The organism is Luteimonas sp. MJ250, from assembly GCF_039548455.1.
In the GTDB taxonomy this organism is placed as follows: domain Bacteria; phylum Pseudomonadota; class Gammaproteobacteria; order Xanthomonadales; family Xanthomonadaceae; genus Luteimonas.
The window spans coordinates 140,095-163,899 of sequence record NZ_JBCLVB010000010.1 but is presented as its reverse complement, the minus strand read 5'-3'; the positions used below and the strand labels follow the sequence as shown (position 1 = coordinate 163,899).

Annotated in this window: 21 protein-coding genes; 6 read left to right on the top strand and 15 right to left on the bottom strand. The window is 69.1% G+C overall.

Annotated features, from left to right (window positions below):
• Positions 1-2: 2 nt before the first annotated feature.
• The 4 genes from WCE37_RS04380 to purB form a co-directional block, all read right to left on the bottom strand.
• On the bottom strand, positions 3-2,870 hold the full coding sequence (locus WCE37_RS04380; RefSeq protein ID WP_343278299.1) for a 2-oxoglutarate dehydrogenase E1 component: 2,868 nt from the start codon (positions 2,868-2,870) through the stop codon (positions 3-5).
• A 175-nt stretch (positions 2,871-3,045) separates the two neighbouring features.
• A complete protein-coding gene (locus tag WCE37_RS04375; RefSeq protein WP_343278298.1) occupies positions 3,046-3,954 on the bottom strand; it encodes a GNAT family N-acetyltransferase in 909 nt (302 codons plus the stop codon).
• A gap of 4 nt (positions 3,955-3,958) precedes the next feature.
• Positions 3,959-5,254, bottom strand: coding sequence for a cupin domain-containing protein (locus tag WCE37_RS04370; RefSeq protein WP_343278297.1), 1,296 nt, complete (start codon positions 5,252-5,254; stop codon positions 3,959-3,961).
• Positions 5,255-5,356: 102 nt separating this feature from the next.
• Positions 5,357-6,727, bottom strand: coding sequence for an adenylosuccinate lyase (gene purB, locus WCE37_RS04365; RefSeq protein WP_343278295.1), 1,371 nt, complete (start codon positions 6,725-6,727; stop codon positions 5,357-5,359).
• Positions 6,728-6,928: 201 nt separating this feature from the next.
• On the opposite strand from purB, the gene WCE37_RS04360 reads away from it, so the two are divergent.
• Positions 6,929-8,323 carry a class II fumarate hydratase gene (locus WCE37_RS04360; protein WP_343278294.1) on the top strand — a complete coding sequence of 465 codons (1,395 nt, stop codon included), beginning with the start codon at positions 6,929-6,931 and terminating at the stop codon, positions 8,321-8,323.
• Between the two features lie 20 nt (positions 8,324-8,343).
• Here the strand turns inward: WCE37_RS04360 and WCE37_RS04355 are convergent, their stop codons facing one another.
• The 7 genes from WCE37_RS04355 to WCE37_RS04325 all read right to left on the bottom strand — a co-directional run bounded on the left by WCE37_RS04355 (position 8,344) and on the right by WCE37_RS04325 (position 13,538).
• Positions 8,344-9,234, bottom strand: a complete 891-nt coding sequence (locus tag WCE37_RS04355; protein WP_343278293.1) for a universal stress protein — start codon at positions 9,232-9,234, stop codon at positions 8,344-8,346.
• 107 nt (positions 9,235-9,341) lie between these two features.
• Positions 9,342-10,190 carry a hypothetical protein gene (locus WCE37_RS04350; protein WP_343278292.1) on the bottom strand — a complete coding sequence of 283 codons (849 nt, stop codon included), beginning with the start codon at positions 10,188-10,190 and terminating at the stop codon, positions 9,342-9,344.
• Between the two features lie 72 nt (positions 10,191-10,262).
• Entirely contained in the window at positions 10,263-10,979 is a 717-nt protein-coding gene (locus tag WCE37_RS04345) for a hypothetical protein (protein WP_343278291.1), read from the bottom strand.
• A gap of 29 nt (positions 10,980-11,008) precedes the next feature.
• Entirely contained in the window at positions 11,009-12,055 is a 1,047-nt protein-coding gene (locus WCE37_RS04340; RefSeq protein ID WP_343254376.1) for a hypothetical protein, read from the bottom strand.
• Complete coding sequence (locus tag WCE37_RS04335; RefSeq protein WP_343278290.1) at positions 12,055-12,924, bottom strand: ABC transporter ATP-binding protein; 870 nt, start codon at positions 12,922-12,924, stop codon at positions 12,055-12,057. Before WCE37_RS04335 ends, WCE37_RS04340 begins: the two co-directional genes overlap by 1 nt.
• Positions 12,921-13,283 (bottom strand): GntR family transcriptional regulator, encoded by a 363-nt coding sequence (locus WCE37_RS04330; RefSeq protein WP_343254374.1) that lies wholly within the window; start codon positions 13,281-13,283, stop codon positions 12,921-12,923. Before WCE37_RS04330 ends, WCE37_RS04335 begins: the two co-directional genes overlap by 4 nt.
• 3 nt (positions 13,284-13,286) lie before the next feature.
• A complete protein-coding gene (locus WCE37_RS04325) occupies positions 13,287-13,538 on the bottom strand; it encodes a hypothetical protein (RefSeq protein WP_343278289.1) in 252 nt (83 codons plus the stop codon).
• Between the two features lie 181 nt (positions 13,539-13,719).
• On the opposite strand from WCE37_RS04325, the gene WCE37_RS04320 reads away from it, so the two are divergent.
• Genes WCE37_RS04320 through WCE37_RS04300 form a run of 5 tightly spaced genes read left to right on the top strand, consistent with a single transcriptional unit; the run spans position 13,720 to position 17,736 of the window.
• Entirely contained in the window at positions 13,720-14,661 is a 942-nt protein-coding gene (locus WCE37_RS04320; RefSeq protein WP_343254372.1) for an FKBP-type peptidyl-prolyl cis-trans isomerase, read from the top strand.
• 38 nt (positions 14,662-14,699) lie between these two features.
• Entirely contained in the window at positions 14,700-15,455 is a 756-nt protein-coding gene (locus tag WCE37_RS04315; RefSeq protein WP_343278288.1) for an FKBP-type peptidyl-prolyl cis-trans isomerase, read from the top strand.
• Between the two features lie 4 nt (positions 15,456-15,459).
• Positions 15,460-16,803 (top strand): UDP-glucose/GDP-mannose dehydrogenase family protein, encoded by a 1,344-nt coding sequence (locus WCE37_RS04310; protein WP_343278287.1) that lies wholly within the window; start codon positions 15,460-15,462, stop codon positions 16,801-16,803.
• Between the two features lie 3 nt (positions 16,804-16,806).
• Positions 16,807-17,022 carry a SlyX family protein gene (locus tag WCE37_RS04305; protein ID WP_343254369.1) on the top strand — a complete coding sequence of 72 codons (216 nt, stop codon included), beginning with the start codon at positions 16,807-16,809 and terminating at the stop codon, positions 17,020-17,022.
• 6 nt (positions 17,023-17,028) lie between these two features.
• A complete protein-coding gene (locus tag WCE37_RS04300) occupies positions 17,029-17,736 on the top strand; it encodes a DUF2058 family protein (protein ID WP_343278286.1) in 708 nt (235 codons plus the stop codon).
• Between the two features lie 24 nt (positions 17,737-17,760).
• Here WCE37_RS04300 and WCE37_RS04295 read toward each other — a convergent pair whose 3' ends face one another.
• Genes WCE37_RS04295 through WCE37_RS04280 form a run of 4 tightly spaced genes read right to left on the bottom strand, consistent with a single transcriptional unit; the run spans position 17,761 to position 23,708 of the window.
• Positions 17,761-18,939, bottom strand: coding sequence for an MFS transporter (locus WCE37_RS04295; RefSeq protein WP_343278285.1), 1,179 nt, complete (start codon positions 18,937-18,939; stop codon positions 17,761-17,763).
• Positions 18,940-18,958: 19 nt separating this feature from the next.
• Positions 18,959-21,679 (bottom strand): methionine synthase, encoded by a 2,721-nt coding sequence (gene metH, locus WCE37_RS04290; protein ID WP_343278284.1) that lies wholly within the window; start codon positions 21,677-21,679, stop codon positions 18,959-18,961.
• Positions 21,676-22,782 (bottom strand): homocysteine S-methyltransferase family protein, encoded by a 1,107-nt coding sequence (locus WCE37_RS04285; RefSeq protein WP_343278283.1) that lies wholly within the window; start codon positions 22,780-22,782, stop codon positions 21,676-21,678. The genes metH and WCE37_RS04285 overlap by 4 nt, the downstream gene beginning before the upstream one ends.
• Entirely contained in the window at positions 22,779-23,708 is a 930-nt protein-coding gene (locus WCE37_RS04280; protein WP_343278282.1) for a metalloregulator ArsR/SmtB family transcription factor, read from the bottom strand. Before WCE37_RS04280 ends, WCE37_RS04285 begins: the two co-directional genes overlap by 4 nt.
• Positions 23,709-23,805 lie beyond the last annotated feature (97 nt).

Sequence of the window (23,805 nt, the reverse complement as noted above, 5' to 3'; positions counted from 1 at the left end):
GGTCAGTCGGCGGCGAAAACGCTGCCGGCCTTGGAAGTGAGTGCGTCGGCGACCAGCTGCTGCTGCTCGGCGACATGGTCGGCGAAGTGGCCGACGGCGGGCGAGGGCGAGCGCGAGCGTCCGGCGTAGTGCAGCTCCAGCGTGTCCGGAACGCAGTACTGCAGGTGGTGGCGGATCTGGTACCACGCGCCCTGGTTCTGCGGCTCTTCCTGGCACCAGACCACCGAGGTGGCCTTGCCGTACTTGCCGAGCTCGGCGACCAGCGCCTCGCGCGGGAACGGATAGAGCTGCTCGACGCGCACCAGCGCCACGTTGTCCTGGCCGCGATTTTCCCTGTCTTCGAGCAGGTCGTAATAGACCTTGCCCGAGCACAGCACCACGCGCTCCACCTTCTTCGGATCCGCGGAAGCGTCGCCGATCAGGTGCTGGAATTCGCCCGTGGCGAGTTCGTCCAGCGTGGAGACGGCGAGCTTGTGGCGCAGCAGCGACTTCGGGCTCATCACCACCAGCGGCTTGCGCGTGGTCATGCGCATCTGCCGGCGCAGCATGTGGAAGGCCTGGGCCGGCGTGGATGGCACGCAGACCAGCATGTTGTCGAGCGCGCACAGCTGCAGGAAGCGCTCCAGGCGCGCCGAACTGTGTTCGGGGCCCTGGCCTTCGTAGCCGTGCGGCAGCAGCAGGGTCAGGCCGTTGATGCGGCCCCACTTGGCCTCGCCCGAAGCGATGAACTGGTCGATCACCACCTGCGCGCCGTTGGCGAAATCGCCGAACTGGCCTTCCCAGATGCACAGCGTGTTGGGATCGGTGGTGGAGAAGCCGTACTCATAGGCCATCACCGCTTCCTCGCTGAGCAGCGAGTCGATGATCGTGGCCCGCTCCGGCGAATCGACCAGCTGCTGCAGCGGCAGGTAGTAGTTGTCGGTCTTCTGGTCGTGCAGGATCGCGTGGCGGTGGGTGAAGGTGCCACGCCCCACGTCCTGGCCCACCAGGCGCAGGCCGAAGCCCTCGTCGAGCACGGTCGCGTAGGCGAGGTTCTCGGCGAAGCCCCAGTCGGCGGGGATTTCACCGGCGGCCATCCTGCGGCGGTCCTCGTAGACCTTGGAGACGCGGGAGTGCAGCTGCACGCCTTCGGGAATGGTGGTGATGGCCTTGGCCAGCGCCTTCAGCTTCGCCGGCTTCACCACGGTACTGGCCTTGTCGGCCAGCGTGCCCGCGACCAGGGCGCCCCAGTCCACGAACAGGCGGCTCTCCGGCGGAGTCTTTTCCACCCGTGCCAGTTCGGTCGTGACCTCGCCGGCATCGAGCCGGTCGCGGTAACGGTCGACCAGCGCCTGGCCGCCCTTCGCGGGCAGCACGCCGGCCGCCTCCAGCTGGTTGGCGTAGAGCTCGCGGGTGGTCTTGTGCTTGCGGATCACCTGGTACATCACCGGCTGGGTGATCGCCGGCTCGTCGGCCTCGTTGTGGCCGTGGCGGCGGTAGCAGACCAGGTCGATCACCACGTCCTTGTTGAACTCCTGGCGGAAGTCATAGGCCAGGCGCGCGGCAAAGGCCACGGCTTCGGGATCGTCGGCGTTCACGTGCAGCACCGGTGCGCCAATCATCTTGGCCACGTCGGTGCAGTACAGCGTGGAGCGTGCGTCCTCGCGGGCGCTGGTGGTGAAACCCACCTGGTTGTTGACCACCACGTGCAGCGTGCCGCCGACCGCGAAGCCGCGCGCCTGCGACATCTGGAACAGCTCCATCACCACGCCCTGTCCGGCAAAGGCAGCATCGCCGTGGATCAGGATCGGCATCACCTGGCGGCGGGCCGTGTCCTGGCGGCGCTCCTGGCGTGAGCGCACCGAACCGGTGACCACCGGGTCCACGATCTCCAGGTGCGACGGGTTGAAGGCCAGCGCCAGGTGCACCGGGCCGCCATCGGTGGCGACGTCGGCGGAGAAACCCATGTGGTACTTCACGTCGCCGGCGTGGGCGAGGTCGTTGTGCTCGAACTTGCCTTCGAACTCGTCGAACAGCCTGCGCGGGCTCTTGCCCAGCGTATTGACCAGCACGTTCAGGCGGCCGCGGTGGGCCATGCCGATCACGATGTCCTTGACGCCTTCGTTGCCGGCGCTGCGGATCACGGTGTCGAGCAGCGGAATCAGCGAATCGCCGCCCTCCAGCGAGAAGCGCTTCTGGCCGACGTACTTGGTGTGCAGGTAGCGCTCCAGGCCCTCGGCCGCGGTCAGGCGTTCGAGGATGCGGCGCTGTTCGTCGGCGCTGTGGCTGTAGCGGCCACCGGCGGTTTCCATGCGCTCGTACATCCAGCGCCGCTGTTCGGCCTGCGGGATGTGCATGAATTCCGCGCCGATCGGGCCGGCATAGGTCGCGCGCAGCAGGGCGAACAGGTCGCGCAGGCGCATGCGCGGGGCACCGCCGAAGGTGCTGGTGCCGCCGGCGGCGGGCCCGGTTGCGAACTCGGAGTCGAGGTCGGCGTCGGACAGGCCGTGGAAGGGCAGGTCGAGATCGGGCGCGTCGATCTTCTCGGCCATGCCCAGCGGATCGGTGTCCGCCTGCAGGTGGCCGCGCGAGCGGTAGGCGGTGATCAGCTTCAGCACCGAGCCCTGCTTGCGCTGGGCTTCGAGGTCGCCGCCACCGGAGGCCGCCACCACGCCGGCCCTGGCTTCCCGGCCGGCGCGTGCGACCGCGTCCATGACCACCGAGTGCGGGACGTCGCCGGCCTCCCGGCCCTGGAAGCCGTCGAACCAGGCCTTCCATTTATCGCCGACGCTGTCGGGGTCAACGAGATACTGCTCGTACAGGTCCTCGATGAAGGCGGCATTGGCGCCGAGCTGGGAGGACTGCGCAAACTGCTTCAATAGATTGGCCACGATGGCGTCGGAAGGCTCAGGAAATGGGGGGATGGTCCGCTTTCGCGGGACGGTTGCCTGTTCAGGCACCCGATCCGGGCAATTATAGCCCTCCGGGCGGGGTTGAGGCGCCAGAATCCCGGTTCGAAACGCATCGTTGCCCAGGCGGCGGAAGGTCGGGTGCCGCCGCAGCCGCTCAGATGCCGAGGGCGCGGTATTCCGTGCAGGGCCGGGCGCGCTCCCAGAAGGCGTCGAATACGCCGCGCAGGTGGCGCGCGCGACCGGCGCCGTCGAGCCGCGTTTCGCCCTCCCAGCGCTGGCCCTGCGGCCGGAAGAAATGGCCGCCGCCGTCGTTGGCGATGAAGGCCGAGGCATAGGCGCGGTCGACCTGTTCCTCCACCGCCCGGAAGGCGATCGCGCTGGGCAGGCGCTGGCCGAGCGCGATCAGCGGCGCGAATGCACGCAGGGGCGCTGCCGGCTCCTGCAGCAGGATGCGGATCGCGCACTCGCCACCGGTGGCGCAGCGGCGGATCGCGGCGACGATCCCGGGCTGGTCGAACAGGCCCGGATCGAGCTCGCGGCTGTAGATGTCGAGATGGCGGCGGGCGCCCGCGATGACGCCCGCCGTGGCGGCGATCGCCGCGTCGCGCGAGTCGACGAGGTTGAGTGCGCCCGGCCGCAGGAGCATGCCCTGGTGCTCGATGCCGGCTTCCTGGAAGCGCTCGCCGACGGGGAGGAAGCCGGCGCGCGCATAGAAGCCGATCGCCGTGGCCTGGGCGTGGAGGCTGACTTCGGGCCACTCCAGCGTCTGCGCCTGCTCCAGCAGGGCCTGCAGCAGTGCGTCGCCGACGCCGCGGCCGCGCCATGCGGGCAGGACCGCCATCCGGCCGATGCCGCGCGCCGGCGTGAGCCGGCCGGTGCCGATGGCGTTGCCGGCGTCGTCGCGGGCGATGACGTGGTGGCAGACCGGGTCGAGTTCGTCCCACTCCAGGGCCAGCGGCACGCCCTGTTCCTGGACGAACACCGCTTCGCGCACGCTGCGCAGCTCCGGAAGGCCTTCTTCGAAACCGACCGCATGGATGGTGAATGCCTGCGCCTGGGCCATGGATCTACTCCCCGTCGTCGCTGTCGTCGTCGCCGTCGTCTTCCAGCACCAGCTGGTAATGGCCGGCTTCCAGCAGGGCCAGCACGCAGCCGCGCGCATGCGGCGTCAGGGCGGCATAGGCCGCGTCGCCAAGCACGGGCGCATTGGCGATGGCCGCGGCGTCCGCGGCCGGCATCGCGTAGGCCTCGCCGTTGACGAAGAGCTGCGCATCGTCGCCGGACCGCCGCCAGGCCATGCGCGAATACGGATGGCGGTGGAGGCCGGCACCGTGCTCGAGGTCCCACTCGACCTCGATGCGCGAGCGCGGCGGGGCGTCGCCCCCGTCGGGGGCGGCGACTTCGCCGCCGTTGCGATACAGGGTGATGAAGCGGCCGAACCAGTCGCCCAAGCGCTGCGGATCGTCGCTGCGCAGCAGGTCCAGGGCATGCACCACGCGCGCCATCGCGGCATCGTCGATTTCCGCCGGGTCATCGGGCAGTGCAAGGTCGGGGTCGGCGTAGCGCAGGGTGTCGTCGGCGTCGGCCAGCAAACTGTCGGCCAGGTCGCCGAGCAGCTCGGCCGCGGACGGGGCGCGCATGCCGACCGAGAACGTCAGGCAGGCATCCTCGGCCACGCCGTGGTGCGGCACGTTGGGCGGCAGGTACAGCATGTCGCCGGGGCCGAGCACCCGGTCGTGGGTGGGCGTGAACTCGCGCAGCAGCTTGATGTCGACGTCGTCGCGGAAGTCCAGCGGCGGCTCCGTCCCGCCCATGGCCACGCTGGCGTCGATCGTCCAGCGGCGGTGGCCGTGGGCCTGCAGCAGGAACACGTCGTACTGGTCGACGTGCGCGCCGACCGAGCCGCCCGGCGCGGCGAACGAGACCATGATGTCGTCCAGCCGCCAGCGCGGCAGGAAGCCGAAATGCCGCAGCAGGCCGGCGATGTCCGGATCCCACTTGTCGACGTCCTGGACCAGCAGGGTCCAGTCCTGGTGCGGCATCGCCGGGAAGGCTTCCTCGGCGAATGGACCCTGGCGCACGGTCCAGGCATCGCAGGCACGATCGTGTTCGATGATGCGGGCCAGCACGCCGTCCTCGCAGGCCAGGCCGGCTAGGTCCTCGGGCGCGATCGGCGAGCTGTAGCCGGGGAAGGCGTTGCGGATCAGCAGCGGACGCTTCTGCCAGTAGTCGCGGAGGAAGTCGGCCGGCGGCATGCCCAGCGGACCCTTGCCGGCGGCGTCGATCTCGAGCGGCAGATCGTGGGCAGGCGCTTTCCCGCTGCTGGAGGCCTTGCGTCCGGAGGGTGCCTTGCGGGTCGTCATGGTGCTGGTCTCGTGCGGTTCGCGACTGCGTGGAGAGGGCGTGGATCCGTCGATCTTTGCGGGAGCGGCCATAGCCGCTCCCACAGGTCCCGGCTTGGCGGGTCAGACCTCGCGGGCAAGTGTTTCCGCGTGGCCTGAATAGCTGCCGGGCCTCATGTCGAGGAGACGCTGCTTCGCGTCGTCCGGCAGCTCCAGTCCGGCGATGAACGCGCGCATCGACTCCGCGGTGATGCCCTGGCCGCGGGTCAGCGCCTTGAGCTGTTCGTAGGGGCTCGGCAGGCCGTGCCGGCGCATCACCGTCTGCACCGCTTCGGCCAGCACTTCCCACGAGGCGTCGAGGTCGGCGGCCAGCCGCTCCGGGTTCGCGCTGAGCTTCCCCAGTCCACGCCCCAGAGCGTCGAAGCCGACCAGCGCGTGGCCGAAGGCGGTGCCGAGCGCGCGCAGCACGGTGGAATCGGTGAGGTCGCGCTGCCAGCGGCTGATCGGAAGCTTGGTCGCGAAGTGCTCGAACAGGGCGATCGCGATGCCGAAGTTGCCCTCGGCGTTCTCGAAGTCGATCGGGTTGACCTTGTGCGGCATGGTCGAGCTGCCGACTTCGCCGGCCTTCACCGCCTGCTTGAAATAGCCCAGCGAGATATAGCCCCAGACGTCGCGCGACAGGTCGATGAGGATGGTCGCGATGCGCTTCTGCACGTCGGCGATCTCGGCGATGCAGTCGTGCGGTTCGATCTGGGTGGTGTAGGGATTGAAGTCCAGCCCCAGCGATTCGACGAAGCGGCGCGAGAACGCCGGCCAGTCGACGTCGGGATAGGCGGCCAGGTGCGCGTTGTAGTTGCCGACCGCGCCATTGGCCTTGCCGGTCAGCGACACGGCGGCCAGCTGCGCGCGCTGGCGCTCCAGCCGTGCGACCACGTTGGCGAGCTCCTTGCCCACCGTGGTCGGTGAGGCGGTCTGGCCATGGGTGCGCGAGAGCATCGGCAGCGCGGAAAATTCGTGCGCCATGCCGCGCAGCGTGGCCGTGACGCCGTCCAGCGCCGGCAGCATCACTTCGCGGCGCGCGGCGTCGAGCATCAGGCCATAGGACAGGTTGTTGATGTCTTCGCTGGTGCAGGCGAAGTGCACGAACTCCAGCGCGGGGCCCAGCGCGGCGTCGTCGGCCAGGCGTTTCTTGATGAAGTACTCGACCGCCTTGACGTCGTGGTTGGTGGTGCGTTCGATCTCTTTGACGCGCGCGGCGTCGGCGGGCGAGAAGCCATCGGCCAGGGCGCGGAGGCTGGCGGTGGCGCCTTCGTCGAAGGGGGCCAGTTCGGGAATGCCGGGTTCGGCGGCCAGGGCCAGCAGCCATTCGATCTCGACGCGCACGCGGGCGTGGATCAGCCCGAACTCGGAGAACACCGGTCGCAGCGCCTCCACCTTGCCGGCGTAGCGGCCGTCGAGGGGAGAGAGGGCGAGCAGCGGGTCGAGGGCGGGCATGGCGGGCTTCGGCGTGGGCGGCCGGACATTCTACCCGGCGGGTGCTTTGGGATGCCGGGTTGTTGCCGGGTGAGAGTCTTGCGGCTGGCTGGTTTTGGGCACCACGGCTTCGGGCACGCGTTTCTCCACGACCCCCTCGACGGTGTTCGGGAGCCTGCGATCGCCGGCGTATCCTCCAATGCATCACCAATGGAGGACGTCATGGCTGCCAAGGATTTCCGCATCGAACACGACAGCATGGGCGAGCTGGAAGTGCCCGCCGGTGCGCTCTGGGGCGCGTCGACGCAGCGCGCGGTGGAGAATTTCCCGGTCAGCGGGCGGCCGATGCCGCGTGGTTTCATCCGTGCACTGGGGCTGGTCAAGGCCGCGGCGGCCGAGGCCAACGCGGGCTTCGGGCTGCTGCCCAAGGGCCTGGCGGCCTCGATCCGCAAGGCTGCCAACGCGGTCGCGGCCGGCGACCATGACGCGCACTTTCCGGTCGATGTCTACCAGACGGGATCAGGGACCTCGTCGAACATGAATGCCAACGAGGTCATCGCGACGCTGGCGACGCGCGCGGGCAAGCGGGCGGTGCATCCCAATGACCACGTCAACCTCGGCCAGAGTTCGAACGACGTGGTGCCGACGGCGCTGCGGGTGTCGGCGCAGCTGGCGGTGGTGGAAGAGCTGCTGCCGGCGCTGCAGCACCTGCGCAAGCGCATCGATCGGAAGGGACGCTCGCTGCGCAAGGTGGTGAAGACCGGTCGTACGCACCTGATGGATGCGATGCCGCTGACGTTCGCGCAGGAGTTCGGAGCCTGGTCTTCGCAGCTGGCGTCGGCCGAAGCACGGCTGGGCGACACGCTCAAGCGCCTGCGCAGGCTGCCGATCGGGGGCACGGCGATCGGCACCGGCATCAATGCGGATCCCCGCTTCGGGAAAGCCGTCGCCAAGGCGCTGTCCGATGCCACCGGCACGCGATTCGAGTCCGCCATCGACAAGTTCGAGGGCATCGCTTCGCAGGACGACGCGGTGGAACTGTCGGGCCAGCTCAATGCGGCGGCGGTGGCGCTGATCAAGATCGCGAACGACCTGCGCTGGATGAATTCCGGGCCGCTGGCCGGGCTGGGCGAGGTCGAGCTGCCGACCCTGCAGCCGGGCAGTTCGATCATGCCGGGCAAGGTCAATCCGGTGATTCCCGAGGCCACGGTGATGGCCTGCGCGCAGGTGATGGGCCACCACGTGGCGGTGACGGTGGCGGGCCAGACCGGCAATTTCCAGCTCAACGTGGCGCTGCCGCTGATCGCGAACAACCTGCTGGAGTCGATCCAGCTGCTGTCGGCGGTGTCGCGGCTGCTGGCCGACCGGGTGATCGATGGGCTGGAGGTGCGGCGCGACGTCGTCGGGGCCGCGCTGGAGCGCAATCCGATCCTGGTGACGGCGCTCAACCCGGTGATCGGCTACGAGAAGGCGGCGGCGATCGCCAAGCAGGCGTATCGCGAAGGACGCCCGGTGCTGGAAGTGGCGGTGGAAGCCACCGGTCTGCCGGAGGCGAAGCTGCGCACGCTGCTCGACCCGCTGGCGCTGACCCGCGGCGGCATCCACGGGGCAGGCTGACGGCGCGTTCACCCGGCGCGTCAGTCGCGCGCCTTCGGTTCCGGCACCAGCAGGGTGTCGCAGGGGCTGGCGTCGAGGATTTCGCGCGCCACGCTGCCGATGAGCAGGTGGAACAGGGCGCTGCGGCCGTGGCTGGCCACGACCACCAGGTCGGCGTCGGACGCCATCGCGTGTTCGGCCAGGCGGGCCGCGGCGTCGCCATGGGCGGCCGCCACCGGGATGCCGGCGTGGCCCTGCGCGGCAAGGAAGTCGCGGGCCTTCTGCAGGGTGGCTTCGTGCACGTCGCCGACGCTGCGTGCGCGGTCGCCATCGCGCAGGCCGAGGTAGGGCAGTTCGAAGGCGGTGAACAGGCTGGTGGCGGCTTCCGGAAAGAAGCAGCGCGCGACATCGAGTGCGCGCGCCGAGGACGGCGAGAAGTCGCTGGCCACGACCATCCGTGCGTAGGGTGCGCGGGCACGGTCGCGCACGACCAGCAGCGGCAAGTGGCCGTGGCGGGACAGCCAGGTGACGGTGGAACCCAGCAGGTGGCGTCCGAACAGCGCGTCGTGCGCGATGCCGGTTACCACCAGGCTGCAGCCTGTTTCCATGGCCACCGAGTCGACGCAACTGCCGACCTGGCCCTCGCGTATCAGCAGTTCAAGCTGGACTTCGTCGGCAACGGGGCCAACGTCGCGCCGCAGGCGCGCGGCGGCGCGCAGCGCGGCGTTGCTGGCGTGCGGCGACTGTGCCTGGTCGCGACGCTGGGGAGGTGGCGCGGGCGCGGGTTCGACCACGGTCAGGACGACAAGCTTCGCCTGCCATTCGCGCGCCAGCGCAACGGCACGGTCCAGGGCGCGGTCACAGCGTCCGTCCAGGTCGGTGGCAAGCAGGATGGCGCGCGGCGCGCCGGGCTTCCAGACGATGTCGTGCATGCGATCCTCGGCGTCGGAGCGCCGCGCCGCGCGGCTGCGGCGTGGTCGATACACAGTCTAGCCGCGGCGGATGGGCGCGTCCGGGTACGCGCCCGCGGGGCGGGGCCTCAACGCTTGCGCGGAATGTCGACCTGGCCCGCAACGCCTTCGTGGTCGACCGAGCCGCTGCCCAGCGAACGCACGCGCAGGTCGCCGCCGATCCCGCTGGCGTCGATGTCGCCTGACCCCACGGAACCCACGTCCACGCTGCCGCCGATGCGCTGGAGATCGGCATCGCCCGAACCGATCGAACCGATCTCGACCCGGCCATCCACGTCGTGCAGATCCAGGTCGCCCGAGCCGACGCTGCCCATGCGCGCATCGCCGCGGACGTTCCGTGCCGCGAGGTCGCCGGAGCCGATCGAGCCGCCGTCCAGGCTGCCGATGTCCTCCAGCGTGATATCACCCGAGCCGACGGTCGCCCGGACTTCGCCGCGGATTCCCCGCGCTTCGGCGTCGCCGGAGCCGACGATGAGGCCGAGCCCGGACAGGTCACGCAGCCAGGCGTCGCCAGAGCCGACCGAGACCTCGACCGGCATGTCGTCGGGCACGGTTCCCGACAGGTCGAAATAGGCGTAGTGGTTGCCGAAGAACGACCAGCCTTCGCGTTGCTCGAGGTTGAGGCGAACGACCAGGCGGTCGCCTTCCCGGGACTGCTCCAGCTGCAGCCGCGCAAGGTCGTCCGCACTCGAGGCGCAGGCGCGTCCCTGCAGGTTGGCGGATCGCCCGGGCTTGCCGCCAAGGCGCAGCTTGCTGGCGCCGACGCGGAACTCGACCAGGCGCGCATCGCCGATGTCGAGCACGAGCGATTGCGGCGCGCTGTGCCTGCACGCGCGGTCGTCGTCGGCCAGGGCCGGGGCGGACGCTGCCGCCAGGGAGAGGAGGGCGAGGGAGAGCGTGGTGGCTGGAATGCGCATCGATAACCTCGTGTGCTGGGGGGCGGGGGGCGGAGGGCCCGGGCGCGCCGCGGGGCGCAGGTGTCGGACGGGTCAGGCGGTGATGGTTTCGCCCGCGCCTGCCCCGGCGGCGTCGTCGTCGCCGTGGCTCGCGCAGTCCTCGATGTCGCGGGGTGTCATCGTCGCGTAGGGGGCGAAGGCGGGCAGCGCGCCGGCCAGCGCTTGCTGGCTGTCGTACAACGCCGGCAGCAGCGCGCAGAGCTTGAGTGCTTCGTCCCTGATCCTGTCCGCTTCGGCTTCGATCCGTGCCTCATAGGCCTGGCGCCCCTCGTCGCCGCCGAACACCGCTTCACCGATCCCGGTCAGCGCGGCGCCTGCGACGTCCGCACCCTGGACGCCAATGGCCATCCCGGCCAGGGCCACGTCTTCCAGGTGGCGGCGATGTGCAAGCAGCAGGGTGCGCTGTTCCGGGGTGGCCGGCACCGCCTTGCCTTCGATCAGCAATTCGCCGTCGGGCGTGAGTTCGGCCTTGGGCAGCCCTTCGCTACCGTGCCCGCCGCCATAGTCGCGCCCGTTGATGGTGATTGCGAAGTCGTCGCCGAGGCCCAGGTTCTTCGATTTCAGCGCCTGGCTCGCCTTGGCGATCGCCTTGGCGGCCTGGCGACCGATGAAGGTCTTCCCGGCATCGGCTTCGCTGGCCTCGGCTGCGTCCGTGGCGGGCTGTGCATCGGTTGCCGGGCTGCAGCCGGCGGCCAGCATGCAGAGCAGCGCGGCTGAAAGGGCGTGGGACGCGCGCATCGTGATGGTCATCGGTATTCCTCCAGGAGTCGTCACGTGGCTCAGCCTTCGTCGCGCCAGCGGCGCAGGCGGGTGGCGAGCAGCAGCATGGCCACGCCGGCGGCGGCGCCGATCCAGGTCGCGGGCTGCAGCAGGTTGCCGTAGACAGCCGCGGGTTCGATCAGCTGGACGATGCCGCTGCTTTCGATCTGGGCGCCGTCCATGCGCGACAGGTCGTAGGGCGTCAGCGGCACCACGCCGAGCAGGATCCGCGCCACGATGTTGCTCCAGAACCACTGGGCGTCGAGGTTGAACAGCCGCATCACGCTGAACATGCTCACGAAGGCACCGGAAAGCACCGGCAGCAGTACCGCCCACAGGAAGGGCACGCTGCGCGCCCAGGCCGAGCACAGCATCAGCCAGCCGACGGTGGGCAGCGCCCAGATCGCATAGACCGGTATCGCAGCCAGCAGGGACAGCGAGATGGTCAGCGCATGGCCCGGGCCCCAGATCAGCTCCAGCGGGTTGCCGCCGTGGTACATGACCGCCGCGCTCAGGAGCAGCAGGAAGACCAGCATGGTGGCGATGGCCACCAGCGTCGCCAGCAGCGGCACCGCGATCGTCGCGGAGACCACCTTGGACAGCACGGTCTCGCCATCGGACACGGGCAGCGACTTCCAGAACAGCACGCTGCGGTCCTTGCGTTCGTCGTACAGCGCGCCCAGGCAGTAGAAGAACATCACGAACACCATGACGATGAACGGCCATGCCGATGAGAGCAGCATGGTCAGGTCGATGCCGGTGGCAAGCTGGGCCTTGTCGTCCGCGCTGAGCTGTCCGGCCAGGACGCCGAGGTCGAGGCCGTTGATCGACATCGTGCTGCCGTCGTCGAGGTGGAACTTCGCGTCGCTGTCGGCGTTGCGCATGCCGACCAGGGCGATGGTGAACAGGATCGCGGTCAGCAGCAGCGAGACCGCGGCGGCGATCACGGGGGCCCAGAAGAAGCCGCCGCGGTGCTCCCAGTACTCGCGCCGGAGCAGCACGGCGAAGCGGTGGGTCCGGTGCGCCGGGGACTTGGCGACCGGCAGGGTGTCGACTGTGGCGTTCATCAGTAGGTTCCCTTCATGGTGGCGACGAAGAGGTCGGCGAGCCCGGGGGTACGGGTTTCGCCGTAGGCGGCCAGCGCGCTGCGATCGGCGCCGTCGAAGAGCATCACGGTCTTGCCGAAGGGCAGGGCGCGTTCATCGATCGGCGACAGCGCGCGCGCGGCCTCGGCCTTGTCGGCGTTGACCAGGACTTCGGTGAAGCGCGCGGCCAGTTCGTCCATCGGCGCATCGACCACGATCCGGCCGTCGCGGATGAACAGCGCATCGGTGAGGATGTGCTCGACCTCCTCGACCTGGTGGGTGGTGATGACGATGGTCTTGTCCTCATCGAAATAGTCCTCCAGCAGGCGCTGGTAGAACTGCTTGCGGTAGAGCACGTCGAGTCCGAGCGTGGGCTCGTCAAGCACCAGCAGGCGGGCGTCGATGGCCATCACCAGCGCCAGGTGCAGCTGCACGATCATGCCCTTGGACATCTCGCGTACCCGCATCTTCGGGTCCAGTTTGGTGTTGGCCAGGAAGCGCTCGCAGCGGGCGCGGTCGAAGCGCGGGTGGACGCCTTCGACGAAGGCGATCGCCTCGCGCACCCGCATCCAGCGCGGCAGCACGGCAACGTCGGCGATGAAGCAGACGTCGTTCATCAGCAGGTTGCGATCGCTGCGCGGGTCGCGGCCGAGAACCGACAGCTCGCCCCGGAACGGGATCAGCCCGAGGATGGCCTTCAGCGCCGTGGTCTTGCCGGCGCCGTTGGGGCCGATCAGGCCGACGATGCGGCCGCGTTCGATGCGGAAGCTGGTGCCATCGAGGGCAGGCTTGCCCTTGTAGGCCTTGACCAGGCCGCGGGCGTCGATGACTGCGGATTCGTGTGCGTTCATGCGGAGTGTCCTTCGCGCAGGAGGTCTTCGGGCGAGAGGCCGAGGAGCCGGATTCGCTCCAGCACCTGGGGCCATTCTTCATTCAGGAATCGGTCGCGTTCGTTGCCCAGCAGTTTTCTGGACGCCTCCTCGGTGACGAACATGCCCAGGCCCCTGCGCTTTTCCACCAGGGCTTCATCGGCCAGTTCCTGGTAGGCGCGCGATACAGTGATCGGGTTGAGCTGGTATTCGGCGGCAACCTGGCGCACGGAAGGCAGGGCGTCGCCCGGTTTGAGCTGGCCATCGAGCATCATCGCGATGACCCGCTCTTTCAGCTGTCGGTAGATGGGAGCGCCATCGCTCCATTGGATGCCGGACATGACTCAGCCTCCGATACGGCGCATGCCGTGGGCAAAGGAGAAGTAGGGAAGTGCCAGTCCGCGGCGTGCGCCCCTGGAGGCGCGAGGCGCGGGGCGGCCGGACGCCGGGTCATCGGCTGGCGCGTCGAGGGCGACCGCGGAAGGACCCGTGGTGCGGCCGTCGCCATCGACCGGGCTGGATGCCAGCAGGGCGGCGGCCAGGCATATGCCGGTGACGGACAGTGCGGTCAGGCTGTGGCTGAGCTTGCGGTCCATGGCGGAAGTCCTGCTCTGGATGACTGGTGTTGTATGCAACTATAACACCACCACACGCACGGTCAAGCGTTTCCCGACCCAACTGATGGCAGGCTGCCGGCGATTGCCGCCGCCGGCCGCGCCCGCGACAATAGGCAGCTTGATGCCGCCGATCGCGGCCGGAGTCCAGGAGCATCCCCCGATGAAATCCACTCTGCGCGGCCTTGCCGCGCTGTCCCTCGCCGCGGCCCTGTCGCTGGCCCCCGCAATCGCACAGGAGAACGCCGTGCCGTCGACGGAACGCGAAAAGAACAGCTACATGATCGGTATGGACGTTGGACAGTCGATCGAGGCTGTCGGCCCGGACATCGACCGTGACGCATTCATGCGCGCCGTGACCCACGCGCTCGACGGGGGTGAGCCGCTCATCACCGAGGCCGAGGCCGCGGCGATTGCTCCGGCGCTGATGCAGCGGATTGCCGCCCGCAGCGGCCAGCAGGTCCCCGGCATGGCGCCGGGCAGCGTGCCGGCGGAAGTGGACCGCGACAAGGTCGGCCTGATCGTGGGCGCCGATGTCGGGCGTTCGCTGGCGCCGGTGAAGGACGAACTCGACCTGGCGATGTTCGCCCGCGGCGTCGGCACGATGTTCGACGGCGGTACGCCGCTGCTGGCCGAAGGCGAGCTGGCGACGATCCGCGAGGCCTTCGGCAAGCGCATGCAGGAGCGCGCCCGCGCCGAGAGCGAGGCCGCCGCGCAGAAGAACAGCGCCGCAGGGGCCGAATTCCTCGCCGGCAACAGGACCGCCAAGGGCGTGGTGACCACGGGCTCGGGCCTGCAGTACATGGTGCTGCGCCAGGGCTCGGGTCCGCGCCCGACCGCTGATTCGCAGGTGCGCGTGCACTACGAGGGCAAGCTGCTCGACGGCAGCATCTTCGACAGTTCCTACGAGCGCAACGATCCGGCGACCTTCGGCCTCGGCCAGGTGATCGCAGGCTGGACCGAGGGCCTGCAGCTGATGCCGGTGGGTGCCAAGTACCGCTTCTGGATCCCGTCCGAACTCGCCTACGGCCGCAATGGCTCCCCGGGTGGCATTCCCCCGAACTCCACCCTGGTCTTCGACGTCGAACTCCTGCAGCTGCACTGACCGCGGCTCTCCACCCCTTTTTTTTCCGAGGTATACCGATGAACACCGCCGTCCGCACCATTGCGACCAGCCTGCTGGCCGCATCGCTCCTCGTCGCCCTTGGCGCCTGCAAGAAGATCGAGCCCGAGGCCGACAAGGCCGCGGCCGCCGAAGGAACTGCCGCCGGGCTCGACATCAAGGGCCTGCCGACCGAGAAGCACCAGGCGGGCTACGCCATCGGCCTGCAGGTCGGTGGCACGCTTTCGGAGATCAAGGACGAGGTCGATTTCGATGCCCTGGTCAAGGCCATGCGTACGGCGATGAACGGCGAGGAGCCGCTGATGGACGAAGCGCAGGCGCGGCAGGCATTCGAAGCCTTCGGCCAGCGCATGCAGACGAAGATGGCGGCGGGCAACCGCGAGGCCTCCGAGGCATTCCTCGCCGCGAACGCAGGCCAGGAAGGCGTCGAGGTCACCGCGTCCGGCCTCCAGTACAAGGTGCTGGAGCAGGGCGACGGGCCCAAGCCCGGTCCCGAAAGCCGGGTCAGCGTGCATTACAAGGGCACGCTGGTCGACGGCACCGTGTTCGACAGCTCCTACGATCGCGGCGAGCCCGCCGTGTTCACCCTGTCCAGCGTGGTTCCCGGCTGGCAGGAAGGCCTGCAGCTGATGCCGGCCGGCAGCAAGTACATGCTGTGGCTGCCCAGCGAGCTCGGCTATGGCGACATGGGCACCCCGGGCGGCCCGATCGCGCCGGGCAGCGCGCTGGTGTTCGAGGTGGAGCTGCTCGAAATCCTGGATTCCCCGGCGGAGTAAGCGCATGCGCGTCAGCATCTTCGGCACCGGCTACGTTGGCCTGGTGACCGGTACCTGCCTGGCCGAGGTCGGCCATGATGTGATCTGCGTCGACGTCGACGCCGGCAAGATCGAGCGCCTCGGCCATGGGATCATCCCGATCTACGAGCCGGGACTCGAGCCGATGGTGAAGTCCAACCACGCCGCCGGCCGGTTGGATTTCACCACCGATGCCGCGCGCGCCATCGCCCATGGCGAGGTGGTGTTCATTGCCGTGGGCACGCCGCCGGACGAGGACGGCAGCGCCGACCTCCAGTACGTGCTGACGGTGGCGCGCACCATCGGTGAACACCTCGAGCGCCCGGCGATCGTGGTCGACAAGTCCACGGTGCCGGTGGGCACCGCCGACCGCGTGCGCGAGACCATCGCCGCGGCCCTGGCCGCGCGTGGCGTCGACATCGCGTTCGACGTCGTGTCCAACCCCGAGTTCCTGAAGGAGGGCGCCGCGGTCGAGGACTGCATGCGCCCCGACCGCATCGTGCTCGGCGCCGACAGCCCCGCCGCGGTGGAGCGGCTCAAGCGCCTGTATGCACCGTTCAACCGCAACCACGACCGTTTCGTGGTGATGGACGTGCGGTCTGCGGAGCTCACCAAGTACGCGGCCAACGCGATGCTCGCGACCAAGATCAGCTTCATGAACGAAATCGCCAACATCGCCGAGAAGGTCGGGGCCGACGTCGAAATGGTGCGCAAGGGCATCGGCTCGGATCCACGCATCGGCTGGCACTTCATCTATCCCGGCGCCGGCTATGGCGGCTCGTGCTTCCCCAAGGATGTGCAGGCGCTGGCGCGCACCGCCCAGCAGGTCGGCCACCAGCCGCTGCTGCTGGATGCGGTGGAAGCGGTCAACGAGCGCCAGAAGGGCCATCTGCACGAGCTGGTGCAGCGCCACTACGGCGAGGCGGGCATCGCGGGCAAGACCTTTGCCGTCTGGGGCCTGGCGTTCAAGCCCGACACCGATGACATGCGCGATGCATCGAGCCGTCGCCTGCTGGCGCAGCTCTGGGAATCCGGTGCGCGCGTGCGCGCCTACGATCCCGAGGCCACCGGCGAGGCGAGGCGGATCTTCGGCGAGCGTGAAGACCTGGAGCTCTGCGAATCGGCGCAGGCGGCGCTCGAAGGCGCGGACGCGCTCATCGTGGTGACGGAGTGGAAGGAGTTCCGCAGCGTCGACCTCGCGCGGCTGCGTAACCGGCTTGCCGACGCCGCGGTCTTCGACGGCCGCAACATCTACCGTCCCGAAGACGCTGAAGGCGCGGGCCTGGCGTACTACGGCATCGGCCGCGGTCGCTCGGTCCGGGCCGCCTGATCCATGTCCAGCGGGCTTGAATCACGCGTGGTGGAACTGGAGACCCGCCTGGCCTTCCAGGAGCACGCACTGACCGAGCTCAGCGATGCGCTGGCCGACGCCCGGCGCGAACTGGCCCGGAACGACGCGCTGCTGCGCCGCGCGCTCGACGAACTGCACGCCAACCGTCCCGGGGTGACCGGCGATCCCGCCGATGAGCCACCTCCGCCGCATTACTGAAGAACGATGAGCGATTCGCTGAAAGACCAGTTGCTGGGCCTTGGCTTCAAGCCGGCCCCGGTTCCAGACCGGCCCAAGGGCCCCCGCGCGAAGGACGGCCCGGGTGCGAGGGCCTCAGGGGCGGCCGCGCCCGGCACGCAGCACCGGAACCGGCGGGGCCCGCAGAGTGGCAAGGGCCCGCAGGCCGAGCGGGGCCCGCGTGACGGCAAGGGTCCGCCGCGTGTCAAAGGCCCGCAGGGCGGCAGGGGCCCCGGCGACGGCGGGCGCCGCCGCGCCGCGGCTCCCGAGGGCGACATCGACCTGGCCAAGGCCTTCGCCATCCGCGCCCAGCGCGAGAAGGACGATCGCATCCGCGCCGAGCGCGAGAAGCAGGAAGCCGCGCGCCAGCGTCGCGAAGCCCAGGCGAAGCTCGCCGCACTGCTGGAAGGCAAGGGCCTGAACGTCGCCGACGCCGAACACGTCCGCCACTTCGAATACGGCGGCAAGATCAAGCGTGTGCACGTGACCGAAGCGCAGCTGCGCGCGATCAACGCCGGTGAGCTCGGCGTCGTGCAACTCAACGGCCGCTACCTCGTGGTGACCCTCGACACGCTGGCCGAAGCCGAGGCCGTATTCGCGAAGGCCGTGGCCCTGAGGGTCGACCCGAACGCGCCCGCCGCCGACGACCCGTATGCCGATCCGAAGTACCAGGTGCCGGACGACTTGATCTGGTAGGGATCCTTGGCAAAAGCGTTTGCTCTACCGGGCGCGCACCCGCGCGGGCACGACCCAGATCCAGGCGATGACGCAGCCGACCAGAGCGAAGCAGCCTGCGGCGAGGAAGGCAACGCGGCCGTCGCCGTAGGGCCAGAGCTGGCCGGCGATGAGGGCGCCCAGGACGCCGCCGAGGCCTGACGAGAATCCGTAGAACAGGCCTTGGGCGTGGCCGTTGAGGCGGCCGGGGAAGTGGCGTGCGAGCAGCTGCATCGCCGCCGCGAAGAAGGCTGCGAAGCTCAGCGCGTGCGTGGCCTGGGCGACCAGCATGGCCGGCATGCTTTCCGGCCACAGCGCGGTCGTCCACCAGCGCAGCACGGCGCTGGCCATCGACCCCAGCAGCAGCCAGCTGGGGTCCCAGCGCCGGAACACGGCGGAAATGGTGAAGAACACCGCGACCTCGAACACCACGCCCACGGTCCACATCAGCCCCAGGGTCGAGGTCGCATAGCCCAGGTTGTCCATGTAGACGGAGAAGAAGGTGTAGTAGGGGCCGAAGGACAATTGTTCCAGGAAGCAGGCGACCAGGAAGGCCGCAACGCGAGGTTGGCGCACGATCTTCCAGAAGTCCGGACCCGCGCGCCCCCTCGGCCCGACGTGGCCGGCGTCCGAGTTCGCAAACGCGCTCACCGCCATCAGCACGAACAGGGGCAGCATCGCCCAGGGCAGGATCGCTGCGCCGTAGTGTTCGATCAGCCAGCCGAAACTGGTGGTGACGATGATGAAGCCGATCGAACCCCAGACCCGGATCGCGCCGTAGCGGTGGGCCTCGGCGCCAAGGTGGCCGAGCGTGATCGCCTCGAACTGCGGCATCACCGCGTTGTAGAAGAAGCAGAACGCGACCATTACCGCGAACAGCGTCCCTTCGGGCTGCTGTGGCAGGAAGCAGGCGAAGCTTGCGGCGGTCAGCACGCTGCCGATGCGCAGCCAGCGGATCGGGCGAGGCGAGGTGGCGGCAAGCGTTGCCCAGGCAGTGGGTGCGAGGACGCGTGTCGCGTACCACAGGCTCATCATCACGCTGATGGTGGTGATGGACATGCCGCGCGACTGCAGATGCATCGCCCAGTACGGCGTGAACGCACCCAGCGCCGCGTAATAGGTGAAATAGAAACTCGACAGCCGTAGCGCCGGTACGGTCGCGGTCGTGCGTGGATCCGGGGTCATCGCGCTGCCGTGGGCCGGGTTATTCCGGATCGTAGTCGAGGTTGGACGCCAGCCAGCGCTCGGCGTCGGCCAGCGGCACGCCACGGCGCCTGGCGTAGTCGGCCGCCTGGTCCTTGCCCACGCGTCCGACCACGAAATACTTGCTCCCGGGATGGCTGAAGTAATAGCCGGATACCGCGGCGGTCGGCAGCATCGCGAAGCCGTGGGTCAGCTCCATGCCGGCGTTGCCGGTGGCGTCGAGCAGTGCGAACAGCTGTTCCTTGGGACTGTGGTCGGGGCAGGCCGGGTAGCCGGGTGCGGGCCGGATGCCGCGGTAGGCTTCGGCGATCAGGGCCTCGTTGTCCAGCGCTTCGTCCGGTGCATAGCCCCAGAACTCCGAGCGCACGCGGCGGTGCAGGTGCTCGGCCAGGGCTTCGGCCAGGCGGTCGGCCAGGGCCTTGAGCAGGATGCCGCGGTAGTCGTCGTGGTCGGCGCGGAAGCGCTCCAGGTGCGGCTCGATGCCGATGCCGGCGGTGACCGCGAACATGCCCATCCAGTCGCGCAGGCCGGTGTCCTTTGGCGCGATGAAATCGGCCAGGCAGAAGTCAGGGCGTTCGACCGGCTTGTCGACCTGCTGGCGGAGGAAGGGGACGGTGATGACTCCGTCTCCCGCGGGCTTGCCCCCATCCGCGCCTTGGGCACCTTGCAGATACAGTTCGACGTCGTCGCCGACGCTGTTGGCGGGGAACAGGCCGAACACCGCTTTCGCGGTCAGCCACTTCTCGCCGATGATGGCATCGAGCATTTCGCGGGCGTCGCGATACAGCTCACTGGCGGCAGTGCCGACAACCTCGTCGGTCAGGATCGCCGGATAGCGGCCGGCGAGCTCCCAGGCCTGGAAAAAGGGGGTCCAGTCGATGGTGTCGACCAGGTCGGCGATCGGGTAGTCGTCGAACGCGGTGATGCCGGGTTTTTCCGGCCGCGGCGGGACATAGTCGTCCCAGCCGCCGTCAAAGCGCTGCCCGCGCGCCTTTTCCAGCGAGACCAGCCGCTTGGCGTCGCCGCGGTTGCGGTGGCGCTGGCGGATCTCGGCGTAGTCGGCTTCGCTGGCGGCCACGAACGGCGCGCGCAGTTCCGGCGACACCAGCGACTGCGCCACGCCCACCGCGCGCGAGGCGTCCTTGACCCAGATCGTCGGCGACTTGTAGTGCGGATCGATCTTGAGTGCGGTGTGCGCGCGCGAGGTGGTGGCGCCGCCGATCATCAGCGGGATGGTCATGCCCCGGCGCTGCATCTCGCGCGCCACGTGGCCCATCTCCTCGAGCGAGGGTGTGATCAGGCCGGACACCCCGATCATGTCCGCGTTCTCGGCGATCGCGGTATCGATGATCTTCTGCGCCGGCACCATCACCCCGAGATCGATCACTTCGAAGTTGTTGCAGGCCAGCACCACGCCGACGATGTTCTTGCCGATGTCGTGGACGTCGCCCTTGACGGTCGCCATCACGATTTTGCCGTTGTTCCTGCCGGTGTCGCCGGTGCGCAGCTTCTCGGCTTCGATGAAGGGCAGCAGGTGGGCCACGGCCTTCTTCATCACCCGCGCCGACTTCACCACCTGCGGCAGGAACATCTTGCCGGCGCCGAACAGGTCGCCGACCACGTTCATGCCGTCCATCAGCGGGCCTTCGATCACGTCCAGCGGGCGCGTGCTCAGCAGGCGGGCCTCTTCGGTGTCCTCGACCACGTACTGGTCGAGGCCATGCACCAGGGCGTGGCTGAGGCGCGCGCGCACGTCCCTGTCGCGCCAGGCGAGGTCCTCTTCCTGCTGCTTGCCCTTGCTGCCCTTGTAGCGCTCGGCCAGCGTCAGCAGGCGCTCGGTGCCGTCGGGGCGGCGGTTGAGCACGACGTCCTCGACGTGCTCGCGCAGTTCGGGGTCGATGTCGTCGTAGATCGTCATCGCGCCGGCGTTGACGATCCCCATGTCCATGCCCGCCGCGATCGCGTGGTACAGGAACACCGAGTGGATCGCCTGGCGCACGGTCTCGTTGCCGCGGAAGGCGAACGAGACGTTGGAGACGCCGCCGGAGACGTGGCAGTGCGGCAGCGTCGCCCGGATGATGCGCGTGGCCTCGATGAAATCCACGGCGTAGTTGTTGTGCTCTTCCAGCCCGGTAGCGATCGCGAAGATGTTGGGGTCGAAGATGATGTCCTCGGGCGGGAACCCGACCTCGTCCACCAGGATCCGGTAGGCGCGGGTGCAGATCTCGACCTTGCGCGCGGCGGTGTCGGCCTGGCCGTCCTCGTCGAAGGCCATGACCACGGCCGCGGCGCCGTAGCGCAGCACCCTGCGCGCATGCTCGACGAACTGCGCCTCGCCTTCCTTGAGCGAGATCGAGTTCACCACGCCCTTGCCCTGCAGGCACTTCAGCCCGGCCTCGATCACCTCCCACCTGGAGGAGTCGACCATCACCGGGATGCGCGCGATGTCCGGCTCGGACGCGATCAGCGTGAGGAAGCGCGTCATCGCCTTCGCCGAGTCGATCAGCCCCTCGTCCATGTTGACGTCGAGGATCTGCGCGCCGCTGGCCACCTGCTGCCGCGCGACCTCGACCGCTTCCTCGAAGCGGTCCTCCTTGATCAGCTTCTTGAACTTGGCGCTGCCGGTGACATTGGTGCGCTCGCCGACGTTGACAAACAGCAGCTCCGGCGTGATCACCAACGGCTCCAGCCCGGACAGCCGCGTGTATCCGGGCGTGCTCACCGGGACACCTCGCTGTTCTTTTTCCACGGATCTGCATCCTCCAGCGACCGGGGCAGCCGGCGCGGCGGGAGTCCCCGGACTGCTTCGGCGATGGCGCGGATATGGTCGGGGGTCGTGCCGCAGCAGCCGCCGACGAGGTTCAACAGCCCGGAGCGGGCGAATTCTTCCAGGGTGGCGGCGGTCTCTTCCGGCGTCTCGTCGTATTCGGCGAAGGCATTCGGCAGCCCGGCGTTGGGATGGGCGCTGACGAAGCAGTCGGCGACCCGGGCCAGGGTTTCGACGTGCGGGCGCAGGTCCTTGGCGCCCAGCGCGCAGTTCAGGCCCACGGCCAGCGGACGCGAATGCGAGACCGAGATGTGGAAGGCTTCCGCGGTCTGGCCGGAGAGGGTGCGCCCCGAAGCATCGGTGATGGTGCCGGAGACCATCACCGGCAGGCGTGCGCCGCGGGCGTCGAAGGCTTCCTCGATCGCGAACAGCGCCGCCTTGGCGTTGAGGGTGTCGAAGATGGTCTCGACCATCAACACGTCGGCACCGCCGTCGATCAGGCCGTCAATCGCCACGCGGTAGTCCCCGCGCAGTGCGTCGAAGCTGGTGTTGCGAAAGCCCGGATCGCTGACATCGGGGCTGATCGACGCCGTGCGGCTGGTGGGGCCGATCACGCCGATCACGAAGCGCGGCTTGTCGGGTGTCGCTGCCTCCGCGGCGTCGCAGCAGGCGCGCGCCAGGCGCGCGGCTTCGAAGTTCAGCTCACGCACCAGGTGCGGGAGGTGGTAGTCGGACTGGCTGACCGCGGTCGAGTTGAAGGTATTGGTCTCGACCAGGTCGGCGCCGGCGGCCAGGTAGGCATCGTGCACGGCGGCGATGATGTCCGGGCGGCTCAGCGTCAGGAGATCGTTGTTGCCCTTGAGGTCATGGCCGATGCCGTCGCCGGGGTGCAGGCGGTCGAAGCCGCCGGCGAAGCGCTCGCCGCGATAGTCGGCCTCTTGCAGCCGATGGCGCTGGATCATCGTGCCCATCGCGCCGTCGATGACCAGGATGCGCTCGGCCAGCGCAGCCTCGAGCAGCGCCACGCGCGCGGCGTGGAGCCATGGAAGCCGGCTCATGGCTTGCCCGCGATCAGGGAGACGACTTCGAAGTGCGGCGGGCGCTTTTCGCGGGTGACCGTCTCGGAGGACTGCAGCACCAGCCCGGCCTTGTCGACGAAGCGGCGCAGCTCCTTCTCGGTGAAACCGAGGTTGATGTGGCCGAAGGCCTCGACCGCGGCGCGGTGGCCGTGGCGGGCCAGGCTGCTGAGCAGGAGTCGACCGCCCGGCCGCAGCACGCGGGCCGCCTCGGCCACCGACAGCGCGGGCTTTGCCGCGTAGGTCAGCGCATGCATCAGCACGACCAGGTCGAAGCTGCCGTCGGCGAAGGGCAGGGCGTGCATGTCGGCCTCGCGGACTTCGACATTGGAATAGCGCTTCAGGCGTTCCTGCGCCGCGGCAACCACGCGCGGACTGGTGTCGATGCAGACGTAGCGCTGCGCATGGGGCGCCAGCAGTTCGGCGAGCACGCCGTCGCCGGAGGCGATGTCGAGCACATCGCCGGTTTCCAGCAGCGGCAGCGCCGAGCGCGCCATCGCCTCCCAGGTGCGGCCTGGTGAATAATGGCGCTCCATGTCGCCTGCGACCGAGTCCGCCCAGTTCTGGTCGGCGGCCCGCATCGCCAGCACGCCGGCCACGCGCTCGGCGTCCTGACGCAGCAGTGGATCGTCGCTGCCCTCTCGCAGGGTCTGCCACAGCGCCCGCTGCGCGGGGTCCAGGCGGTCTTCGTCGAAGCGGTAATAGGCGGAGACGCCGGCGCGGCGGTCGCGGACGAGGCCGGCTTCCTTGAGTCGCGCCAGGTGGGTGGAGACGCGCGGCTGGGCCAGGCGGGTGATGGCCGAGAGTTCGGCGACCGTGAGTTCCTCGCCGTCGAGCAGCGCCAGCAGGCGCACGCGAGTGGCATCGGCCAGCACCTTGAGATGGCTCGACCAGGCTTCCAGGTCCATATATATCTTCCCATCGCGATATAGAGATGCATTGTCCAACGGGATCCGGGGCAGGGTCAAGCAGGGTCGGGCGCCCCGCCCGGGCGCATCGCGCCGG